Raw genomic sequence first — 18,721 nt, 5'->3', positions numbered from 1 at the left:
CTGCCTGAATTCTTTACTCCGGCAGCTTATTTTTATGCTTTTCGGTTAAGAATGTGTGCGGTTCAGCAGTCTCGGGCTAAGGCAATTGATGGCGCAGAAGCTGTGAAGATCGACTTCAACGCAATAGTTTGTTTTTTCTAAACGGAATACATCGCAGACAGAATCTTTATCTGTAAAATCAAGAATGTGCTTATGTTCGTCAAAAGCAATAAGCAGGCTTAATGTGGCACAGCCGTCACAGACTCTTTCAACTCTGAAAAAAAGAGTATTAAAGCACGGACCGTTATCCAGCTCGCCGACATTTCCGAAGGCGATAAACGGCGATGATTTAGAAGTGAAAAGCACAAACGGCACTGTATCGCCTAATGAAAAACCCGGCGATAAAAGGTTGGAATAGCATCCGGCCGGGCAATCTTCCTCAACCGCATTTTGCAGGTCCTCAATATTTTCCACCGCTTCACGCACACAGTATGTTGTATTCTTACTCATAATTTCCCTCCTGACTTCACGTTTTAATGGCACCGGATTAAACGATATCGGAGAGTCAGCCGCCCGGGCGTCCGGGCGGGCTGATGATTGCATCTGTAATAGAAGGTTGGAAGGGGATTCCTCTTTAGAAAAGATGCGAATCAATGACTATCCGTGATGCTTTTTCTCTTTGTGCGGCGCAGGCCGGTCGACAAGTTCGGGTGAAAGGCATTGAATGGCGCTGAAGCAGCTCAGATCAACTTCAATGCAAAAATCTGTTTTTTCTAAACCGAAGAAATCCGGATCACAAGGATGGCAGACGCTGAGGGTGTCGCCGTGCACATCTACGGGGCGCAATATGGAAAGCGTCGCGCAGCAATCGCAAACTCTTTCTGCCCGGAAGAAAATAGACTCGAAACACTGGCTGTCATCCGCAAATCCTCCGACGTTCCCGAATGTGGAGAACAAACCGCCTTTTTTATCAAACAAGAGAAACGGGATGGTATCTTTACCGGTAACTGTCGGGCTTAACAGATTGGTATAGCATCCAGTCGGGCATTGTTCTTCAACAGCCTCTTGTTCTGCTAAAATCTTCTCGACTGCATCGCATACACAATTTTCATCTCGGCCATGGTGTTTTCCGCAGCTCATGGATTTCAGCTCCTTCTTTTAGGGTATTTGACTTTTGTCTTTAACAACATATGTACGCGAGCCTCACTTGGTGTGGGTGAACGTCTATATATTCATCATATGCGGAGAAAATAAGAAAAAGCAGAGCGTTTTTTAGCTCTGCTTTTCTTTTTAGAGGACGAGGGTGATGACTAAGACAGCAATCAGTAAATTTGTCGCTGTTGAGATCAACACTGCGATATCGGCATCTACTGTTGTCACGTTTACGCCGCGGGAGTTTTCGATGAGCAGTTTTTGGCGGTTGATTTGTTTGTTGGCTGTCAGCTGCAGTAAGTCTTGTGCGACCAATTCAGCGATGACTCCGTCAGCGATTGAAGTGAGAGTAGCTGTTACGACTGCTGCATTAATTGCTGTCATGACTGAAGCGACTGCTTGAACGTCTGTTGACGTCACATTAATATCACAAGAGTCTCTGATAATAATCGCTTCTTCAGAAACTTGTTTGTTGATGTTCGCCTGGGCCAGGTCTTGGTCAAGGAAGGCGTTATCTTCGCCGAATCCGTTTCCGTTACAGCAAACACTGCATCTTCTGCCTTCTTTTTCTTCTTTTTCTTCTCGCGGATGTTCGCATTCAGGATCAAGTGCAACCCAAGAGTATGGTCTGCTTTCCATATCTATTCCTCCTTTTCTTTTACTATTATTAAATGAGCCGGCCCCTTACTTTGACTCAGGCATATATCCTGATAAAAATCACTATTTTTTAGTTATTGACCGGGATTTTGGCGTCTTTGCCGGAGCTGTTCGATTAATTGTTCTCTGCGGGTTTGCGGAGTTGTCTGCTGTTCTTGTGCTTTTTCCTGCTCTTTTTTCTGTTTCTGGCTTTCAAGAAAAGCTTCTGTTTTTGCCTGCATGTCTTTGACTAATGCGATCAGCATTTCTTTTTCTTCATCAGGTATTTCCCGCATTTTGTCCTTTGTCACGCCGTGTTTTTTGAAGACATTGCTGACAAGCACTTTTAAAAGCGGATCCACTTCTGGTAGATTTTCGAGTTCTTTTTTTAATTTTTCGTTATCTGCCATTTGTTCTCACCTCTAATTTTAAAAATTTGAATAGAAAGAGTTAAAGGATGTCTAGTTCAGCAAAAAGTATATTTAATAATTGAAACAAAATTTGTACAAAGGCCATGATATCGTCTGCTGCCAGTGTGATTTTGACATTGCGGCTGTTCAGAACTTGAATGACGGTCCTCTTTTTTATTTGGCAATCATCCAGGATCAGCAGTTCGGTTACCATTTGGTCGGCTGTGTCTTCATCTGCTATCACGAGCTGTGTCGCGAGGATAATCGCCGCAGTAACTGAGGCTTGTATAGAAAGAGCGGCCGTTATATGTGTTGTATCTACTGTGACATTTTCGCAATCAATCACTTCGATCTTCTGCTCGAATTCGTTGGATAATTGTTCGAATATTTGCGGTTGCAGTGTTTCAACATTTTCTTCAAACGACATAACCTTCACTCCTTTCTCATTCATACTTTATATAATGCAAATGAAACGCCGAGCGGAATAAGAAAAACAACTAAACCGCACCTATTTTTTTCCCGGACAAGGTGCGATTCATGAAGAACAGGGTTTTCGCATATATATTAAGAGGTCAAGTTTTAAAAAGGAGTGAACAGGTGGTTATCAATTGGCTTTCATTTATTCTGTTATCGTTTGCCGTTTTTCGGCTGGCCAGGCTTTTCGTATTTGACACCATAATGGCGCCGCTCCGGAGCCTTTTTCACGAGGAAAAAACAGAAACCGCACCAGACGGCACGACAGAAACCTATATTGTCATAAAAGGCAAAGGCATCAGGGCTTTTATCGGAGAACTGCTCAGCTGTTACTGGTGTACGGGCGTATGGTGCGCCGCCTTTTTAATTGCGGCGCAGATTGTGATTCCTGAGGCTGCGCAATGGCTGATTTTGCTGTTAGCCATAGCCGGCGCGGCGGGGATCATTGAAGCTGCGGTTTCGCGTCTTCTCCAGGAATAAGGCGGTTCCATCAGCAACTTACCATTATTTTCTGCATAAAATGGTATATATGACATAAGGAAAGGAAGGATCAACATGAATCAATCAAGCAAACCTTCCCAAAACACTCCATACAAATCCACTGAGTATCAGCCTTACGAAAAAAAAATTAAAAAGAAAGGCTGCGGCTGCGGCCAAAAGAAAAAACCGAGATAGCCGTTTTCTAAAAAAAACCGGGGATTCCGGTTTTTTTGTTTTTTGCCGAACACCGGTCCCTGTTCCGCATAGATCATAGGAGGAGGGGTTGTTATGAATATATTTGAATCGTTGATCAATGGAAAATACCGCAGACACAATCAAAATCAGCGGGAGCATAACAAACATATCTTATCTATTGAAAAGCAGCTGTCAGAGTTTGATAAAGCCGGTTTGCGCTTCGAGGAATGGATAGATGCGTTTGCCGCTGAAACCGAAGCAAAACTGAAGAAAAATGAGCATTCTCAATAAAATGAAATGAAATCCGCACCGGCCCTATGCATTTATCCAAGCCAAACAAGTCTCATCACATAGAGTATAGAGAGTAAAGGAGGTGCTTAAGTATGGGATTCGGATATGGCGGATACGGAGGCGGCTACGGCGGCTGCGGCGGATACGGTGGCGGCTATGTCGGAGGCGGCGGATACGGCTCAACATTTGTTCTTGTTGTCGTATTGTTCATCCTCTTGATCATTGTCGGTGCATCCTTTTTCGGCTAAACCTTAGCTAGACCCAGGATAAGCGCGGGACCATTCAGTCCCGTGCTTGCCTGATGTATGAAGGCGTATGAAAACGGGGTAGCGGAATTTTTCCGTTGTCTTACGGGCACATGTTCCGCCCTTAGTTCATACAATATCGTATTACTCCACAAAAAGGAGGCACAACATGGATAATCAATTTTTTAAAAATATTGAGAAGAAAACAGGCGTCAGCATGAAGGATGTCATGAACCTCGCGGGATCATTGCAAAATGCAAATTTCAAAGATGAAAACACGGTGAGAGGTGTCATTCAGAAGGTATCCCAGCTGGCTAACAAACGTGTACCGAAAGAATTGGAAGACAAAATCGTCCAATCGATTACAAGCGGTAAAGAGAAACTTGATTTTGGCACCATTTCTAAAATGATGGACAAAAAATAGGCGTCAGCCGGCCTTATTGAAGGCCTTTTTATGTGAGAAGAACCCGGCAGTGATCTGCCGGGTTCTTTATATTCTGAATGCGCTCCGTCTGTCCATCCGAAGAAGGGGCTCGAGAAATCTTGAACTGCGCGCTGTTTTCCCCCGTCTGTTCGCGGGACATGATACATATAAATGCTGCATGGCCCTTGTCATTGCGACGTACAGAAGCCGTCTTTCTTCTTCGAGCGGAGCGGGATCGCCCTGTCTCGCCGTCTCAAGCGCGAAGTCATGGGGGATCGAGCCGTCAGCCGCCCCTAAAATATAGACCGTATTGAATTCAAGACCTTTTGAGCGGTGAATGGTCATCAGTTCGACGCCGTTTTCATCGGTTTTCAGATTCTCGGCGGCGCGCATATGATCGACATGCGCAAGAAAATCCGGAATGGTTTTAAATTTTTTGGCGGCCACTTTGACGTCCCGGAGATCATCAGAGCCTTTTTCCAGCTTGTTTCCTTCATTGCCCCGTTTTTTTAAATACTCGGAAAAGCCCATTTTGCTTTCGGCGAAGGTGATGGCTTCAACGGGCTTCATTGTCCGGATGCTGGCGAAAAACGGAACGATCTGCTTGATTTTCCCTATTTGAAACGGCTTCAGGTCAGGCAGTTTCGTCAGCGCCTTAATCATCGTGCAATCTTCTGTGATTGACAGCGCCTTTAGCGTTTGCAGGGCGGATTGCTTTAAAAATAAGGCCGGAAGCAGATCTTTCACTGCATCCGTATCATCCTCGTTCTGGCTCGCGTATAAGTAGGCGAGGATCTGCCGGACGATTCTGCGGCTGTAAAACGTCTGCACGCCCCTGTCGGCATGGTAAGGGATTGATGATTGATGCAGTCTTTCATAAATGGCCCGCCCGGCGCTGTTTGTCCGGTAAAGCACGGCAAAATCGCCAGGGCTCGCCCCGTTTTGAATTTTCTCTTTTATATCCGAAACGATCATGGTCGCTTCTTCTTCCTCATCGTAAGGATAAAACATCACGGGATCATGAGCGCCGTCTTTGACGGCAGAAAGTGTTTTTTCATACCGTTTTTTATTTTTCTTTACGACGGTATGAGCGCTTGAGACGATCGGGTGCGGCGAGCGGTAATTTGCCGTTAAGTAAATGGTTGTTGCTGCCGGATAGTCTTTCTGAAAATCAAGGATGAAAGACGGGCTGCTTCCGCGGAACGCATAAATGGATTGGTCGTCATCCCCCACGCAGCACAGGTTATTCTCAGGGCTTGCGATCAGCTGCATAATTTTATACTGTACAGGATTAATATCTTGAAACTCATCAATCAAAATATGAGAAAATCTGTTTTGATACTGTGCGAGAATATCAGGCCGGCTTTTTAACAGCTCATAACAGCCTTGAGCCATGTCATCAAAATCAAACTGCCGATTTTCCCGCTTTTGCCGTTCATAATGTTCATAGAGCCTGTATACTTTTTTCTCCCAGTCATCCGCAAGCGGGATTGTCTCATGGGGGAGGTACGTGTTTTTCCAGCAGCCGATAAGCTGAAGCGCCTGGTCGACAGGAAACTCTTTTTCGTCCAAATGTTCTTCATAGAGCGCCTTTTTCACATATTGCTCTCTCTGCCATTCCATTTTTAGAAGCTGGCTGCCGTTCCATTTTGAAGAATCAAAATGATAGAGTATTTTATAGAAAAAGCTGTGGAATGTTCCCGTCACGAGGCGGGAGACTTTGCCGGCTGCCAGCCCGTACTCAGTCGCCATCCGCTCTTTCATTTCGGCGACGGCTTTTGTCGTAAAGGTCACAAGCAGCATGTTCTCAGGTGAAATGCCGAGATGTTCAATCATATGGGCGGCGCGGGCTGTCAGCACCCTCGTTTTTCCGCTTCCCGCTCCGGCGAGCACCAGCAGGGGCCCGTCGGTTTCTGTGACTGCCCGCATCTGTTCACGGTTCAGGCCGATACCGGGAAACAGCGATGTATCAGCCGCTTCAGATGTTGGGGAAAACGGCTCGGCTGCAGGCACTTTTTTCGGGCTTTTCCATTCTGAGACGATCGGTTTCGGATTCTCTGAAATCGCTTTTCCTTTCGGCAGGCGGAACATGCCGGCTTCCTTATACTCTTCCTTTTCCTTCTCCGCTTTTGGCTCCTTGGCCGCGCATGCTTTTTCACAGGCGGTAAAGTCTCCCTTTTGCCGGTGATAAAACGCCGGCTGCTCTAAAATCGAAAGCCGCATGAAGACGGGCTGGTCACAATGTGCGCAAAAAATATTTCCTTTCTGAGCTTCTTCAAAAAGGAATTGGTAATGTTCTCTAGAATATGTATGTAAATGTATCGTTCGGTTATTCAGTCGGGCGCATTTCAAAAAGGGGTCCTCCCATTAAAAGGTGTTCATCCATTTGATAGACAAAGAATATCATAACAAAAGAACCGCGTTTCAAAAAGTAAGATTAAGGGAAATGAAAAGCGAAGGGGAGGGTACATATGATTTATGCAGGACGGATTCAAAACCAGCAGTATACTCAATACGCAAACCGGACAGCGGGTTATAGGCCTGATTACGCCGGCATTACGAAAGCGGCCGCCCTCGCCAATGACAGGCTGTACAGAGAGGTGGAGCGCCGCCAGGAAAACACCGCAGCCGCAGAAAAGAAAGTACATGAGGAAAAACGTAAGCGCTCTCTTTCCCGCTTGCCGCAAATTATGGGAAAAGGCCGATTGATTAATCAATACGTGTGAAAAACCCGGAAAATATCAAAGTGATGAAAAGATATCAAGATATCAGTATTGTCGTTCCGGGCCATGGCAGCCCGGGAGATGACCGTCTGCTGCCTCATACGATAAGTCTCCTGAAAGAAAAGCAATAAAGAAGGCCGGCGCTCCCATTACGGAGTGCCGGCTTTTTTATCTCTTCCTGATTTTCATAAAACAAAGGAAAGCAAGTGCAAGCGCCAAAACGGCATATCCCGCTATCGGCCAAACATGCTGATGAAATGAAGAATAATCTCCGGATATGACTTCCTGAGCCAGCTCGATCGAGTGGACAAACGGCAAGGCATAAGCGATATGTTTGAACGTCTCACCGAGCAAATTGACATCCATCCAAGCTCCGCCCAGAAATTGCACGAGTGTTATATAAATCGTTCCGATACCCGAAATTTGTTTGTCCGTAAACACAGCACCTAAACATATACCGAAGAAAACGGACATCATCGCAATCGGCAGCAGTACAGCGATACCGGCGAGAAGATTGATCCACTTGGCTGACAAACCGGCAGCCGCTGCTGCGGTAAAACAAATGACAATTTGTAAAACGGCTAACGGCAGCATCGGCAGTGCATAACCGATGACATAATCTGCTGTTTTTAAAGGGGAAGCAAACAAACGGGTCAGAAGAGCGGTCTGTTTGTCTTTTGCGATCAGCAATGCAGAGAACATCGTAAGGAAAGCAAAGCTGAAAACAATGAGTCCGGGTGCTAAATGCTGGACTTTAAAGGTGTCAAGCGGCGCATTTTTCTCAATCGCCGTAAACAGAAACAATAGAATAACAGGCAGTGCGATTCCAAGGATGATAGATAGGGGATCACGAAAAATCTCTTTGCGGTTGCGTATGGCGAAATCAAGCATAAAGACCCGCCTCCCCGTCACAAATCGCTAAAAAGGCATCCTCAAATGTGGCTGAATGAGTTTGCTTTTTCAGAGCCTCCGCCGTACCCAGTGCTTTTAATGCCCCATTTTCTAAAATGCAAATACGGTCTGCCAGGGCTTCGGCCTCTTCTAAATAGTGTGTCGTTAAAATAATCGTCATGTCTCCCTTTAATGCCTCAAGATTTTTCCACAACTCGCGGCGTGAACGGACGTCCAGCCCTAATGTCGGCTCATCTAAGAAATAAATATCCGGCTTTGTAATCATGCCCATGGCGATGCTGAGCCGGCGCTGCATTCCGCCTGATAATGTTTTTGTTTTTGCTCTTTCTTTCTCTTTTAATTGAAATAATTCGAGCATCTCATCCGTTCTTTTTTTTCCTTCTTTTTTCGGAATTCCGTAGACTCCGGCTATAAACTCTAAGTTTTCCCGTACGGTTAAATGAGGGGCGATGGCTGTTTCCTGCGGAGATATATTCATTTTCGGTTTAATTTTATCCAAATCAGTCAAAATGCTGAAGCCGAGCACTGATGCATCACCTTCATCCGGAGAAAGGAGGCCGCAGAGCATGCTGATTAATGTCGTTTTTCCGGCTCCGTTCTCACCGAGTAAAGCGAAAAATTCTCCTTTTTCAACTGAAAAATCAAGGCGGTCAACGGCGGCGGTTTCTTTATAATGTTTCGTTAATTGCTTCAGCTCAATCGCGTGCATTTACTCATCCTCGCCATCTGCATCGATTGGCTTTGCGTTTAAAATATCTTTTGCAAATTCGAAAAAGAGTTCTTGTTTTACAAGTGCGATACCCTGCTGGTCATCCCCGAGCATAAGCAGTGAGTCCCCGGGATTTATATCAAAAACATCTCTTGCTTCTTTAGGAATGACAATCTGGCCTTTTGTGCCAACTTTAACGGTCCCGAATATATGCTTTCCTTTAGGTGCTGTCATGTGTATCCCTCCGTTGTGTGAATTGTATTTTTTGTATGAATTGTAATACTTCGTATACTAAACATACATTAACCTTCCATAAAATGCAATAAAATTCATGAAAAAGTAATATTTTCATAAAAAAAGCACTCCTGCCATATCAACAGGAGTGCTTTTGATTTTATCGTTTGTGTTCCTTTATCATTTCCAGGTGGGGGATGCCGGCATCAAGAAATTCTTCGCCGGATGTGACGCGGTACCCTTGTTTTTCATAAAACGGAACCGCCTGCGTCTGCGCATGTAGGATAAAGCTGCCGGCGCCCTGGGCGGCCGCCGCTTTTTCAAGCGCCTGCATAATGATGGCTCCGACACCGAGAGAGCGGTGGCTTTTCATCACGCAGATGCGCTCTAATTTTCCGCGCCCGTCTTTCAAGCGCCATCTGCCGGCTCCGACCGGCTGACCGCCGTCATAAATGACAATATGCTCTGAGGCGTCTTCGAATTGATCAATTTCCTCTTCTTCCGGAACGTGCTGCTCTTTAACAAAGACCTCTTTTCTGACGAAAAAAGCGTCGTTCAGATGTTTTTCAGTTTTTGCAACGATGGCTTCCAAACAGTTATTCTCCTCCGCCTAATAAAAATGTTTCGTACACAGTCCATGAGCCGTTATCCAGCTGATAGAGCAGGTGAAAACGGTCAATGACTTCTTCGTGGGAAATGTCCTGCATTTTCAGCTGTCCGAGTACGTCGGAATGTTCATCTGACGACAGCTTCTGGCCGACCGTGACATGCGGAACGAAGCTGTATTCCGGCTTACCCGATAATGCTCCTGAGTAGCATTTCTCACTCAGCGTTTTTAATTCCTCCGTCGGCTCCGCTTTCATATATATTACATTATTCACAGGAGAAAACGAGCTGTATTTTGTGATCTTCAGAACGAGCGGATGCGACTCTTTCGCCGTCTGTCTCAGCTGTGATACGATCTGCTCGATTTCCTGTTCTGTCGCTTCAAACGGATCTCTTACCGTCAGATGCGGCGGTATGAGCGCGTAGCTCGGGTCGTAGCGTTTCCGGTACGAATTTGCGAGATCCTGTAATTTTTTTGATGGAAATAAAACAATACCGTATTTCATGAAAGTTCCCTCCTTAATGAATGGTTACAGCATTTTTTTCAGCGCCGGCGTGATGAGCGGCTGCCAGTATGTCCATTTATGATCCCCGTCAAAGGTTTCATACGTGTATTCAGACTCTTTGCTTTCCAGCAGCTGTTTGAGCTCTTCGTTCGGCGCGGTGAAATCAAGCACCTGGCCGTCCGTCGTGTGGACGTCGGTTTCTTTTTCTCCGATTTGATGATAAACGGATATCTGTTTGAGATCCTCCGACTGCCGGACGGCATCCAGCACGTGCCCGTCAACATACGGGGACTGCATGATGACGTTTCCAAACATGTTCGGATAGTCAATCGCCGTCATGAGCGAGACGGTTCCGCCGAGGGAATCCCCGATCATGGTGCGTCCGTATCCGACTTGATAAGTCGGGTATTCTTTGTCGATAAAAGGGACGAGCTCATTTGCGATAAACCGTTTATATGAGGCGAACTTAGAGCCTTCGGGATGGTATGTGTTTCTTCGCTCCCGCACATTTTTATATGGGACGCCGATAATGATGCAGCGGTCAATTTCCCCTTTTGCCATGAGCTCTTCCGCCTGCCGCCCGATTCTCCCTAATCTGAAATAATCATGGCCGTCCTGGGCGATGACCGTATGATATTTATACAGGGGGGAGTAAGTGTTGGGCAGGTAGACCAAAACGGTCATTTCTTCTTCAAGCTCATGAGAGAAAAGTTTTTTCTCATGAATGATTCCGGTTTTCGGTGCCACTTCGCATTCCTCCAGGCCGCTTCTTGTCTTGATGGTTTTTCCCTATTGTACCATGAATTATTAGAAATTTCTTTCTTCAGATGCACTTCTTGTGAGAGTTCAGAAAATTAAAAAGTTGTTGAAATCCATTTTATAGTGCGTTAATATAGAACAATCAGAAAATACAAAACAATATTCTTATCACGAGAGGTGGAGGGACTGGCCCTTTGAAACCTCAGCAACCGGTTTGCTTTGCCGCGGGAAGGCAAAGTGCCAAGGTGCTAAATCCAGCAAGCGATTCACATGCTTGGAAGATAAGAGGAAGAGAAAAGCTCCTTCTTCTTATGAAGAGGGAGCTTTTTTATTTTTGAAAAAGGATGGTGCTTACTGATGACGCAGCATGTCGAAACAAAATTAGCCCAAATTGGAAATAGAAGCGAAGAAGCAACGGGAACGGTCAGTCCGCCGATTTATCTGTCCACCGCTTACCGACATAGAGGAATAGGAGAATCTACAGGCTTTGATTACGTGCGCACGAAAAACCCGACACGCCAGCTCGTTGAAGACGCTATCGCCGTGTTGGAAAACGGTGCGAGAGGCTTTGCTTTCAGCTCGGGAATGGCAGCCATTCAAACGATTATGGCTTTATTTAAAAGCGGGGATGAATTGATTGTATCCTCCGATTTATACGGAGGCACATACCGTTTGTTTGAAAATGAATGGAGAAAATACGGCTTAAGCTTTATTTATGATGATTTCAGCGATGAAGACTGTTTACGCTCCAAAATAACGGAAAACACGAAGGCGGTATTTGTTGAAACGCCGACAAACCCGTTAATGCAGGAGGCGGACATTGAAAAAATCGCCCGGATTACGAAAGAAGCCGGCCTGCTTTTGATTGTCGATAATACGTTTTATACCCCGGTCATCCAGCGCCCGCTTGAACTGGGAGCCGATATCGTCATTCACAGTGCCACAAAATATTTAGGCGGGCACAATGATCTCCTTGCCGGTCTTGCTGTCGTAAAGGATGAAGAGCTCGGCGACATCATGTTTAATCACCAAAATGCGATCGGAGCCGTTCTCCCGCCGTTTGATTCGTGGCTTTTAATGAGAGGGATGAAAACACTCGGGCTCAGAATGCGGCGTCATGAAGAAAACGCCCGTGAACTTGCAGCATTTTTAGAACAGGAAGAAGAAATCGCCGACGTGTTATATCCCGGAAAAGGCGGAATGCTGTCTTTCCGGCTGCAAAAAGAGGAATGGGTCAATCCATTTTTAAAGGCGCTGAAAACGATCTGTTTCGCAGAAAGTCTCGGCGGGGTGGAAAGCTTTATTACATACCCCGCGACACAGACGCACATGGACATTCCGGAAGATATCCGTATCGCAAACGGCGTCTGCAACCGCCTGCTGAGATTTTCAGTGGGAATTGAACATGCAGAAGATTTGAAGCGGGATGTAAAGCAGGCATTACAGCAAGTAAAAGAGGGGGCCGTGTCATATGAGTAATCAAAATTGGACGCTGGAAACCCAGCTCGTGCACAATCCATTTAAAACAGACGGAGCTACCGGAGCCGTCAGCGTGCCGATTCAGCATGCTTCCACATTTCATCAGTCTTCCTTTGAAGAATTCGGAACATATGATTACAGCCGCTCCGGCACACCGACAAGAACAGCGCTTGAAGAAACGATCGCAGGTCTTGAAGGCGGAACGAGAGGTTTTGCTTTCAGCTCCGGAATGGCGGCGATTTCGACGGCGTTTCTGCTCTTATCCCAAGGCGACCATGTTCTTGTCACGGAGGATGTGTACGGCGGAACATTCCGCATGGTGACAGAAGTGCTGTCCCGTTTCGGAATCGAACACACCTTTGTCGATATGACGGACACAGAAGCGGCCGCCCGCGCCATCCGGCCGAATACGAAAGCCATCTATATGGAAACACCGTCAAACCCGACGCTCGGCATTACGGACATAAAAGCCGTCGTCGAGCTGGCAAAAGAACACGGCTGTCTGACATACCTTGACAACACTTTCATGACGCCTGCACTGCAGCGGCCGCTTGATCTCGGCGTAGATATCGTGCTTCACAGCGCGACGAAATTTTTAAGCGGTCACAGTGATGTGCTGTCAGGCCTTGCCGCCGTCAAGGATGAAGAGCTCGGCAATCAGCTGTATAAGCTGCAAAACTCGTTTGGAGCGGTGCTCGGCGTTCAGGACTGCTGGCTCGTATTGAGAGGCTTAAAAACATTGCAGGTCAGACTGGAAAAAGCGAGCCGGACGGCTGAACGGCTGGCTGCCTTTTTTGACGGGCACCCCGCCGTCAAAAACGTTTACTATCCCGGCCTTGCCGGACACCCGGGAGCCGATACCCATAAACGGCAAGCAACCGGAGCGGGCGCCGTCCTGTCCTTTGAACTGGAAAGCAAAGAAGCCGTCAAAAAGTTGGTCGAACATGTATCTCTTCCGGTATTTGCGGTCAGCCTCGGCGCCGTTGAATCCATTCTCTCATACCCTGCAGCCATGTCGCATGCCGCCATGCCGCAAGCGGAAAGGGAAAAACGCGGCATCACAGACGGCCTTCTACGCCTGAGCGTCGGAGTCGAAAACGCCGAAGATTTAGAACGCGACTTCGAACAGGCATTGAAAAAAATAACTCCCGCCAACGTCAGATCATAAACGAAAAGGGCGCCGTCAATTTTTGCGACGCGCCCTTTTTTTATTGTAGATAAAAAAGTGTTGACGAATGAGAAATCAGGATATATAATTATAAATGTCAGAGAGACAACAACATACCCAGCAACACATACATATCATGATTCCGTAGCTCAGCTGGGAGAGCGCTACCTTGACAGGGTAGAGGTCGCTGGTTCGAGCCCAGTCGGAATCATACACTGCGGTTAGAGGCGTTATATCAACGTTTCTAGCCGTTTTTTATTGCGTTGACTTAGTCGATGAGTTAGGCGTATTAAGGCGCAGGGTAGCGGTCCTACCAACGACAAGGTAGCGGTTTTATTTCGTGACTTAACCGAACGAAGGCGGTAATATGTCCGCAAATAGAACAGGAAAACGCGTCAAAAAGGAACGTACTTTACGGAAGACTACGAGCAATCTCGATGTGCTTTTCGTACAGTTTCGCGCAATTAAGAAATCGGAGGGGCGGGCGCAATCAACGCTCAACCAATACGAAGACAATTACGGATTTTTTCTTGAATTTCTGGATCGTAAGGGGATCGCGCGATACATTCACGAAATGAGCCGAGAAGTAATTCGTAAGTATCTCGTGTACATGCAAGATGTATGGGTTAAATTCGAGACCATTATTTTAAGAAGGACGAGCATATGACGAAAGGACTTGGACCGGTGACGATTAATACATTAGCGTTTTCTTTAAGACGTTAGTCGCATTTCACGATGTCAGAAGCTGGGTGAACGATTCGTCCAGTCTATATGTCTAAGAGCATTGGTGGAGTAACGGAACAGGATACCTTCGAATTATGGGCCGTATCTCTTTTTAGGATCAAAATAGTTGAAAAGTTCAGCTAGTGATGCCGTCAAGTAGATCCAAACCGCACTGTCGGTATCGCATTTCTATCCGGATAAGAAAGCCAAAAAATTCAGTATCAATATAAAAAGGCCCTCTCATAAAATGGGGGCCTTTCAGTGTTTCTTTTAAATAGCTTCTTTTAGTTGTTCTATTACACTTTTCAACCATTCTATAGGTGGTAAGCCAATTGTCGGGAAATATATTTCTGCATTACACTTTATAATGTCTTCCTTCTCTTCTTTAGGTAGATCGCTATTTAGAAACTCTTCGCAATACTTTACTGTAAATAGCAAACCTTCTTTACTAATTTCTTCAATAAATTCGTCTAAGGCGTGTTCAGGGGATTGGATATCTTGATGAAATGTTGCACCTAAAAAATTTTCTAATTCATCTAAGAAATCATACCTTTCATCCATGATACTTCCTCTCTTTCTATTTGGTTGGATATCCTGTAAGGATAAAGTTACCGTTATTCTCTTTTTTGAGTATAATTTTTGCGTTTGTAACGTTTTCTACTAGATCTGAATTTCTTGATACACTTCTGCCGATTATTTCTCCATCGCCCTTGTATCTTAACATTAATTTAGGTTTTCTAGGATCATCAATCCAATTTTCGATTTTCTTTATATTTTTTGGATCGTTTAAAACTGAATTAGCAATTCTTTCAGCGGTAGCCCTATCTTTAAAAGTAGATGAAGCTGTAATATGTGGGTTAGGATCAGTTTTCAGTCTTTCTATTAATTCTTTATCTGTTTTTCCAACATGTTTTTCCAATAAATGTCCGCCTTTTGCCTCGTGAGCAGCTAAACCCCCGCCCGGTGCGAGAGGACTGCTGTCGCCTTGTTTAACACTATGTATATCGCTATTGCCAGAAGTCACAGATTTACTGAGCACACTTTCTTTCTGCTCTTCAATAACACTTTTCAACAAAGGCGTATTCTTCACATTGTGAGTATTTTCAATATCCTGTGCTATTCCGGCAAGTGCGGGTTCGTACTTGTTTTTTGAAACGGAATTGATGTAGTTTTGTCCTTTTTCAATCCCGGTTTTTACATGTTTTGCAGCCGCTTTTTCTCCGGCTTCCAAGACGTTATCCACTTTGGCGGCGCCTGTTTTCGCGAGCTTGCTTGATACTTTTACAGCTGAGCCGGAACCTTTTAGTCCGACGATGCTCCCGATGGCGTAGGTGATGTAATGTGACCTTGAATACGCATCCCCGTTAACCATTTTATCATTCCATGAATCCGCCAGGTTTGTCCATATGATTTTTGCGTAGGAGGGCGTGTTCAATACAGCCGATATGGTTTTAGCGACTTTTTGTTCATCGGAGAGATGGTAAAAATCCCATGCGCCGACAGCCAGATCTTTGACGCCGGTTATCGTGTCTTTCCCGACATCATAAAGGCCGACGCCTATTCCTTTGACGATATCCCAAGCCGTTTCGCCGACTTCTTCGAGCTGTTTTGCTTGTTCGAGCTGCATCACATATTGCACCTGAGCGGGTTCAAGGTTTTCATAGCCGATTTTCTTCGCGATTTCCAAGTACTCATCCGGGTCGGTTACACCATCAGCCAGCTTTTTCTTCAGATCTTTGATTTCCCGCTCTTTCGCCTCTTCCTTTTTAATCGTCAAATAAGCATCCGAATGTCTTGCAATCTCGTCTTTTTTCTTATGGATGTCGCTTTCTCGGTACGCTTTGGCATTGTAGTGAAGCGGCGTGGCGCTTTTTCCTTTGCCTGTGGCGTTTTGGAGCTGCTGAAAGTCGGCTTGGATGAACTGTTCGTTTGCTTCGGTTTCTGCGTATTCTTTCGTTAGATCGTGATCAAGCTTGCCGAGTTTATGTATCGTTTCTTTTCTTTTTTTGTCAGCTGAAGACAGCTTCTGATCCGTGTTTTCGGTTGAAAACAGATCAAGCGAGATGATGTCTTCGATCTCTCCGAGGATGGAGCGCATGTCCTTTTTTTGCTCTTCCATAATCGCCTTTGATTTACTGAGGGCATGAGTGAGCTCGTGCTCCAGAAATGATTCCTCCACATGTGAATTGGAAAGTCCGGCATCTTCGACCTTGCCGGGGAGGCTTGTGAGAAATGCGATTTTCATATCGATCAGATCAAGCCAACTGTCTGTGACGCCGGCGTGGTCCTTGAAAAAAGCTTTAATGTTATTTGCGCCCCGGCCTGAGAAATCATTGTCACCAAGATCAGCCATACCTTGAAACGCTTTTTTCAGATTAACCATCTGACCGCGCAGTTTTTTGTATTCACCCGCACGCTGTTTGGCAGCGGCCAGCAGGCTGTTTGCTTCGAAAACTTTCATGACCATATCCTTTCATACGAAATACTTTAACAAGATATTACCATGGAGGAATGAGGAATAAGGTCAATGTACTATCTAAAATGGCAAAATGAATCATTTGACCTAATTCTTTGTCCTTATAATTCTGTGATTAAGCATTTGAGAAGAGAGCTTATAGATGAGAAACCGGAGTGCAGGGAATTACTCGGCAGCGTTTTGAATTAAGTGAATTGGAAAGATTAAGCGGGGTAAAATAGTTGGAACAGTCTTATTAAAGACAATATTACTTTAATAAGGAGAAATAATTATGAAACAATTTCATTGAAAAATACAGTATATTAGATATTGAATTGTAGTGTGTAAAAGATGAAAATGGTGTAATTCAGGATAAAGGTGCGTTATTAACCGGAATTGATATGTTAACGGAAAATAATGTATAATGTACCGGGCGGCTTTGAACTCATTGAAGGTGATGAACATGAAGAAATGGAAATTTTTCATAAGATACATCCTGACTGAAGAGACTTAATTCAATGAAAATTAACATAAGTCTATTTATCCTGTTCTTTTTTAGGAGGAAGGTATGTCAATTTTAACAATAATTGAAATCGTGTGAGTGGCAACTGTATTAGGGTTATTTGCATGGACTTTTAAAAAAGAGAAAAATACTGATGAAAATGTATTAAATTATGCCAGATATATGATTTGTTTGCTTGTAGCTGAAGTTGCATTGTATGTCGTATTTCAAATTGTTTAAGTTTACTTCAGGCAAAGAGAGATGTGAATCATGATACATGTCTTAACTCATATCTTAAAAAATGACAGACTGGATGAATACCCATTATTTAAAAAGTTTTGCTCTCTCAAAGAAAAAGGGTTGCGTAAAGAATCCTTTAAAGCATTATCTTCGTTTATCGATGAAGCCAAGACGTGGGATAATCATGCACAACAGAATTTTGCTTGTTGGCTATTTGCTTTATTAGAAACATCAGATGATATTCACCATATACTTGTTCACCCTTTAGAAATGGATCTTTTAAAGCCTTTGCTTGAAGCATGGATGAAGACTAACCCCGAAGATCCAAGACCAAACAGGTGGTATGGTGTGTTTTTAAATACTGAAAACCGTGTCGATTACTTAAATAATGCACTTAGACTAGGTGGCAGTAATGAACAATTATCTTTATTAACGTTAATCGATATTCATTTGAACGCCTTGTGGTATTCATTTCATCACATATCCGAAGATTTATACTTAGGCGATATGAAAGAAGATCAAGCACTTCTTACCAAGTTCCGGCAGCTGAACAACAAGATAGAATGTCAACAAACAAGAAAAAGCAATAACGAACAGCTTAACTATTATCAAGAATTGTTGAATGACTGGTTGTTGTTTAAAGAAGAACAATCAAAGGGATTTGTTGAATGGTGTGAAAATAAGGGCAGAAGCTATCCTTGGGTCAAATCTTATTATTACGAAAAATAGCAATTGCAAGCATGTTTGATTTTTAATCGTAAGGGGAGATAGTTTTGATGGCAGTAAGATACGTAGCTGTCCTTATTTTGTCGGCCATATGCTCTGCACTGGTATATGTTATCACCTTAAATCAAGCTGAATATGTCCCTTATCTTATCATTAGCGGGATCATGTTGACATGTTATTCAATTTTTGAATTGCCATTGCAGTTTTTCTTAAACCGAAAACCTAGAAGATTCAATTTTAAATATCTCTTAATATACACAGTGTTTTCATTTGTTGCATGGCTAATCATGGCGGTGCTCTTTGAACCTTATAACCCAATAGGGTCTATACTAGCGAGTTATGAGATTTATTTATTCAGCGTATTATTTGCTCTGATCTTTTGGCTTTGGGACTCTATTCTTGTACAGAAAGTTACGGGTTAAGTAACTGAACTCTAAATAAAAATACCTTTTTATATTCATCAGTTCTTCCCTTCACTTCAAATATTGTACAATTTCGGAAGGGTGAGTAACTTTGAAGTGAATGGATTGAGGATGGAGAGAAAAAAGCATTGTTGCGGAAGGCTGGGGTGAATGGGCATCAATCCTGGAAGACCTTTATCAGCAGCGACGCGATTTACGTATGTTGAATGAAAGCTGCTTGTTTAAATTTGTTAGTACATAAATTGTGAAATTTACTTATATCAACACGGCA

General features: G+C 44.3%; 23 protein-coding genes, 1 tRNA gene, 2 pseudogenes and 1 riboswitch. Of the genes and pseudogenes, 12 read left to right on the top strand and 14 right to left on the bottom strand.

All coding sequences use genetic code 11. The features are described 5' to 3' along the window. Positions 1 to 45 precede the first annotated feature (45 nt). The 5 genes from cotZ to ACXN9U_RS08710 form a co-directional block, all read right to left on the bottom strand. Positions 46 to 489: a spore coat protein CotZ gene (gene cotZ, locus ACXN9U_RS08730; protein ID WP_016938206.1), complete on the bottom strand. Its 444-nt coding sequence runs from the start codon at positions 487 to 489 to the stop codon at positions 46 to 48. A 147-nt stretch (positions 490 to 636) separates the two neighbouring features. Further along, a complete protein-coding gene (gene cotY / locus ACXN9U_RS08725) occupies positions 637 to 1,119 on the bottom strand; it encodes a spore coat protein CotY (RefSeq protein ID WP_047478023.1) in 483 nt (160 codons plus the stop codon). Positions 1,120 to 1,269: 150 nt separating this feature from the next. Beyond that, positions 1,270 to 1,770 (bottom strand): spore coat protein, encoded by a 501-nt coding sequence (locus ACXN9U_RS08720; protein ID WP_017417463.1) that lies wholly within the window; start codon positions 1,768 to 1,770, stop codon positions 1,270 to 1,272. A gap of 92 nt (positions 1,771 to 1,862) precedes the next feature. Next, positions 1,863 to 2,177: a hypothetical protein gene (locus tag ACXN9U_RS08715; protein WP_060963072.1), complete on the bottom strand. Its 315-nt coding sequence runs from the start codon at positions 2,175 to 2,177 to the stop codon at positions 1,863 to 1,865. Positions 2,178 to 2,217: 40 nt separating this feature from the next. After that, entirely contained in the window at positions 2,218 to 2,604 is a 387-nt protein-coding gene (locus tag ACXN9U_RS08710; RefSeq protein WP_060963071.1) for a spore coat protein, read from the bottom strand. A gap of 170 nt (positions 2,605 to 2,774) precedes the next feature. On the opposite strand from ACXN9U_RS08710, the gene ACXN9U_RS08705 reads away from it, so the two are divergent. The 4 genes from ACXN9U_RS08705 (at position 2,775) to spoVIF (ending at position 4,286) form a co-directional block, all read left to right on the top strand. Further along, positions 2,775 to 3,131, top strand: a complete 357-nt coding sequence (locus ACXN9U_RS08705) for a DUF1360 domain-containing protein (RefSeq protein WP_015388440.1) — start codon at positions 2,775 to 2,777, stop codon at positions 3,129 to 3,131. A 288-nt stretch (positions 3,132 to 3,419) separates the two neighbouring features. Continuing rightward, positions 3,420 to 3,617: a hypothetical protein gene (locus tag ACXN9U_RS08700; RefSeq protein WP_060963070.1), complete on the top strand. Its 198-nt coding sequence runs from the start codon at positions 3,420 to 3,422 to the stop codon at positions 3,615 to 3,617. 92 nt (positions 3,618 to 3,709) lie between these two features. Beyond that, positions 3,710 to 3,865 carry a YjcZ family sporulation protein gene (locus ACXN9U_RS08695; RefSeq protein WP_060963069.1) on the top strand — a complete coding sequence of 52 codons (156 nt, stop codon included), beginning with the start codon at positions 3,710 to 3,712 and terminating at the stop codon, positions 3,863 to 3,865. A 166-nt stretch (positions 3,866 to 4,031) separates the two neighbouring features. Beyond that, complete coding sequence (spoVIF, locus tag ACXN9U_RS08690; protein ID WP_016938198.1) at positions 4,032 to 4,286, top strand: sporulation-specific transcription regulator SpoVIF; 255 nt, start codon at positions 4,032 to 4,034, stop codon at positions 4,284 to 4,286. A gap of 66 nt (positions 4,287 to 4,352) precedes the next feature. Here the strand turns inward: spoVIF and ACXN9U_RS08685 are convergent, their stop codons facing one another. Then, complete coding sequence (locus tag ACXN9U_RS08685) at positions 4,353 to 6,638, bottom strand: ATP-dependent helicase (RefSeq protein ID WP_489202441.1); 2,286 nt, start codon at positions 6,636 to 6,638, stop codon at positions 4,353 to 4,355. A gap of 119 nt (positions 6,639 to 6,757) precedes the next feature. Between ACXN9U_RS08685 and ACXN9U_RS08680 the strand changes: the two genes are divergently transcribed. Further along, positions 6,758 to 7,012, top strand: coding sequence for a hypothetical protein (locus ACXN9U_RS08680; protein ID WP_438421622.1), 255 nt, complete (start codon positions 6,758 to 6,760; stop codon positions 7,010 to 7,012). Between the two features lie 20 nt (positions 7,013 to 7,032). After that, a pseudogene (locus tag ACXN9U_RS08675) lies at positions 7,033 to 7,140 on the top strand (subclass B1 metallo-beta-lactamase); the annotation flags it as partial. 37 nt (positions 7,141 to 7,177) lie between these two features. Here the strand turns inward: ACXN9U_RS08675 and ACXN9U_RS08670 are convergent. The 6 genes from ACXN9U_RS08670 to ACXN9U_RS08645 all read right to left on the bottom strand — a co-directional run bounded on the left by ACXN9U_RS08670 (position 7,178) and on the right by ACXN9U_RS08645 (position 10,723). Then, positions 7,178 to 7,900 (bottom strand): ABC transporter permease, encoded by a 723-nt coding sequence (locus ACXN9U_RS08670; protein ID WP_489202440.1) that lies wholly within the window; start codon positions 7,898 to 7,900, stop codon positions 7,178 to 7,180. Next, positions 7,893 to 8,630 (bottom strand): ABC transporter ATP-binding protein, encoded by a 738-nt coding sequence (locus ACXN9U_RS08665; RefSeq protein WP_095240932.1) that lies wholly within the window; start codon positions 8,628 to 8,630, stop codon positions 7,893 to 7,895. Before ACXN9U_RS08665 ends, ACXN9U_RS08670 begins: the two co-directional genes overlap by 8 nt. Further along, positions 8,631 to 8,864, bottom strand: a complete 234-nt coding sequence (locus ACXN9U_RS08660; protein ID WP_060963064.1) for an AbrB/MazE/SpoVT family DNA-binding domain-containing protein — start codon at positions 8,862 to 8,864, stop codon at positions 8,631 to 8,633. A 160-nt stretch (positions 8,865 to 9,024) separates the two neighbouring features. Then, positions 9,025 to 9,456 carry a GNAT family N-acetyltransferase gene (locus tag ACXN9U_RS08655; protein WP_464862809.1) on the bottom strand — a complete coding sequence of 144 codons (432 nt, stop codon included), beginning with the start codon at positions 9,454 to 9,456 and terminating at the stop codon, positions 9,025 to 9,027. Positions 9,457 to 9,460: 4 nt separating this feature from the next. Then, positions 9,461 to 9,976: a YjcG family protein gene (locus ACXN9U_RS08650; RefSeq protein WP_016938190.1), complete on the bottom strand. Its 516-nt coding sequence runs from the start codon at positions 9,974 to 9,976 to the stop codon at positions 9,461 to 9,463. A gap of 24 nt (positions 9,977 to 10,000) precedes the next feature. Then, on the bottom strand, positions 10,001 to 10,723 hold the full coding sequence (locus ACXN9U_RS08645; protein WP_489202439.1) for an esterase family protein: 723 nt from the start codon (positions 10,721 to 10,723) through the stop codon (positions 10,001 to 10,003). 174 nt (positions 10,724 to 10,897) lie between these two features. Next, positions 10,898 to 11,023, top strand: a riboswitch (SAM riboswitch). Positions 11,024 to 11,092: 69 nt separating this feature from the next. Here ACXN9U_RS08645 and ACXN9U_RS08640 point away from each other — a divergent pair. From ACXN9U_RS08640 to ACXN9U_RS08630, 3 genes are all read left to right on the top strand, one after another. After that, positions 11,093 to 12,214, top strand: a complete 1,122-nt coding sequence (locus ACXN9U_RS08640; RefSeq protein ID WP_489202438.1) for a methionine biosynthesis PLP-dependent protein — start codon at positions 11,093 to 11,095, stop codon at positions 12,212 to 12,214. Continuing rightward, positions 12,207 to 13,382, top strand: coding sequence for a cystathionine beta-lyase (gene metC / locus ACXN9U_RS08635; protein WP_489202437.1), 1,176 nt, complete (start codon positions 12,207 to 12,209; stop codon positions 13,380 to 13,382). The genes ACXN9U_RS08640 and metC overlap by 8 nt, the downstream gene beginning before the upstream one ends. Before the next feature lie 138 nt (positions 13,383 to 13,520). After that, positions 13,521 to 13,593 (top strand) — tRNA-Val (locus tag ACXN9U_RS08630). A gap of 782 nt (positions 13,594 to 14,375) precedes the next feature. On the opposite strand, the gene ACXN9U_RS08625 is transcribed toward ACXN9U_RS08630, so the two are convergent. Continuing rightward, complete coding sequence (locus tag ACXN9U_RS08625; RefSeq protein ID WP_489202436.1) at positions 14,376 to 14,666, bottom strand: contact-dependent growth inhibition system immunity protein; 291 nt, start codon at positions 14,664 to 14,666, stop codon at positions 14,376 to 14,378. Positions 14,667 to 14,682: 16 nt separating this feature from the next. After that, positions 14,683 to 16,566, bottom strand: coding sequence for a ribonuclease YeeF family protein (locus ACXN9U_RS08620; protein ID WP_489202435.1), 1,884 nt, complete (start codon positions 16,564 to 16,566; stop codon positions 14,683 to 14,685). A gap of 766 nt (positions 16,567 to 17,332) precedes the next feature. Between ACXN9U_RS08620 and ACXN9U_RS08615 the strand changes: the two genes are divergently transcribed. The 3 genes and pseudogenes from ACXN9U_RS08615 to ACXN9U_RS08605 all read left to right on the top strand — a co-directional run bounded on the left by ACXN9U_RS08615 (position 17,333) and on the right by ACXN9U_RS08605 (position 18,691). Continuing rightward, positions 17,333 to 18,031, top strand: a complete 699-nt coding sequence (locus tag ACXN9U_RS08615; RefSeq protein ID WP_489202434.1) for a hypothetical protein — start codon at positions 17,333 to 17,335, stop codon at positions 18,029 to 18,031. Between the two features lie 47 nt (positions 18,032 to 18,078). Further along, a complete protein-coding gene (locus ACXN9U_RS08610; protein WP_489202433.1) occupies positions 18,079 to 18,450 on the top strand; it encodes a UPF0715 family protein in 372 nt (123 codons plus the stop codon). Positions 18,451 to 18,554: 104 nt separating this feature from the next. After that, positions 18,555 to 18,691, top strand: a pseudogene (locus tag ACXN9U_RS08605) (hypothetical protein). Positions 18,692 to 18,721: the final 30 nt, after the last annotated feature.

It is taken from the genome of Bacillus sp. BACIII (assembly GCF_057836745.1).
The sequence above is the reverse complement of the archived record's forward strand: the minus strand, read 5'-3'. Positions and strand labels throughout refer to the sequence as shown.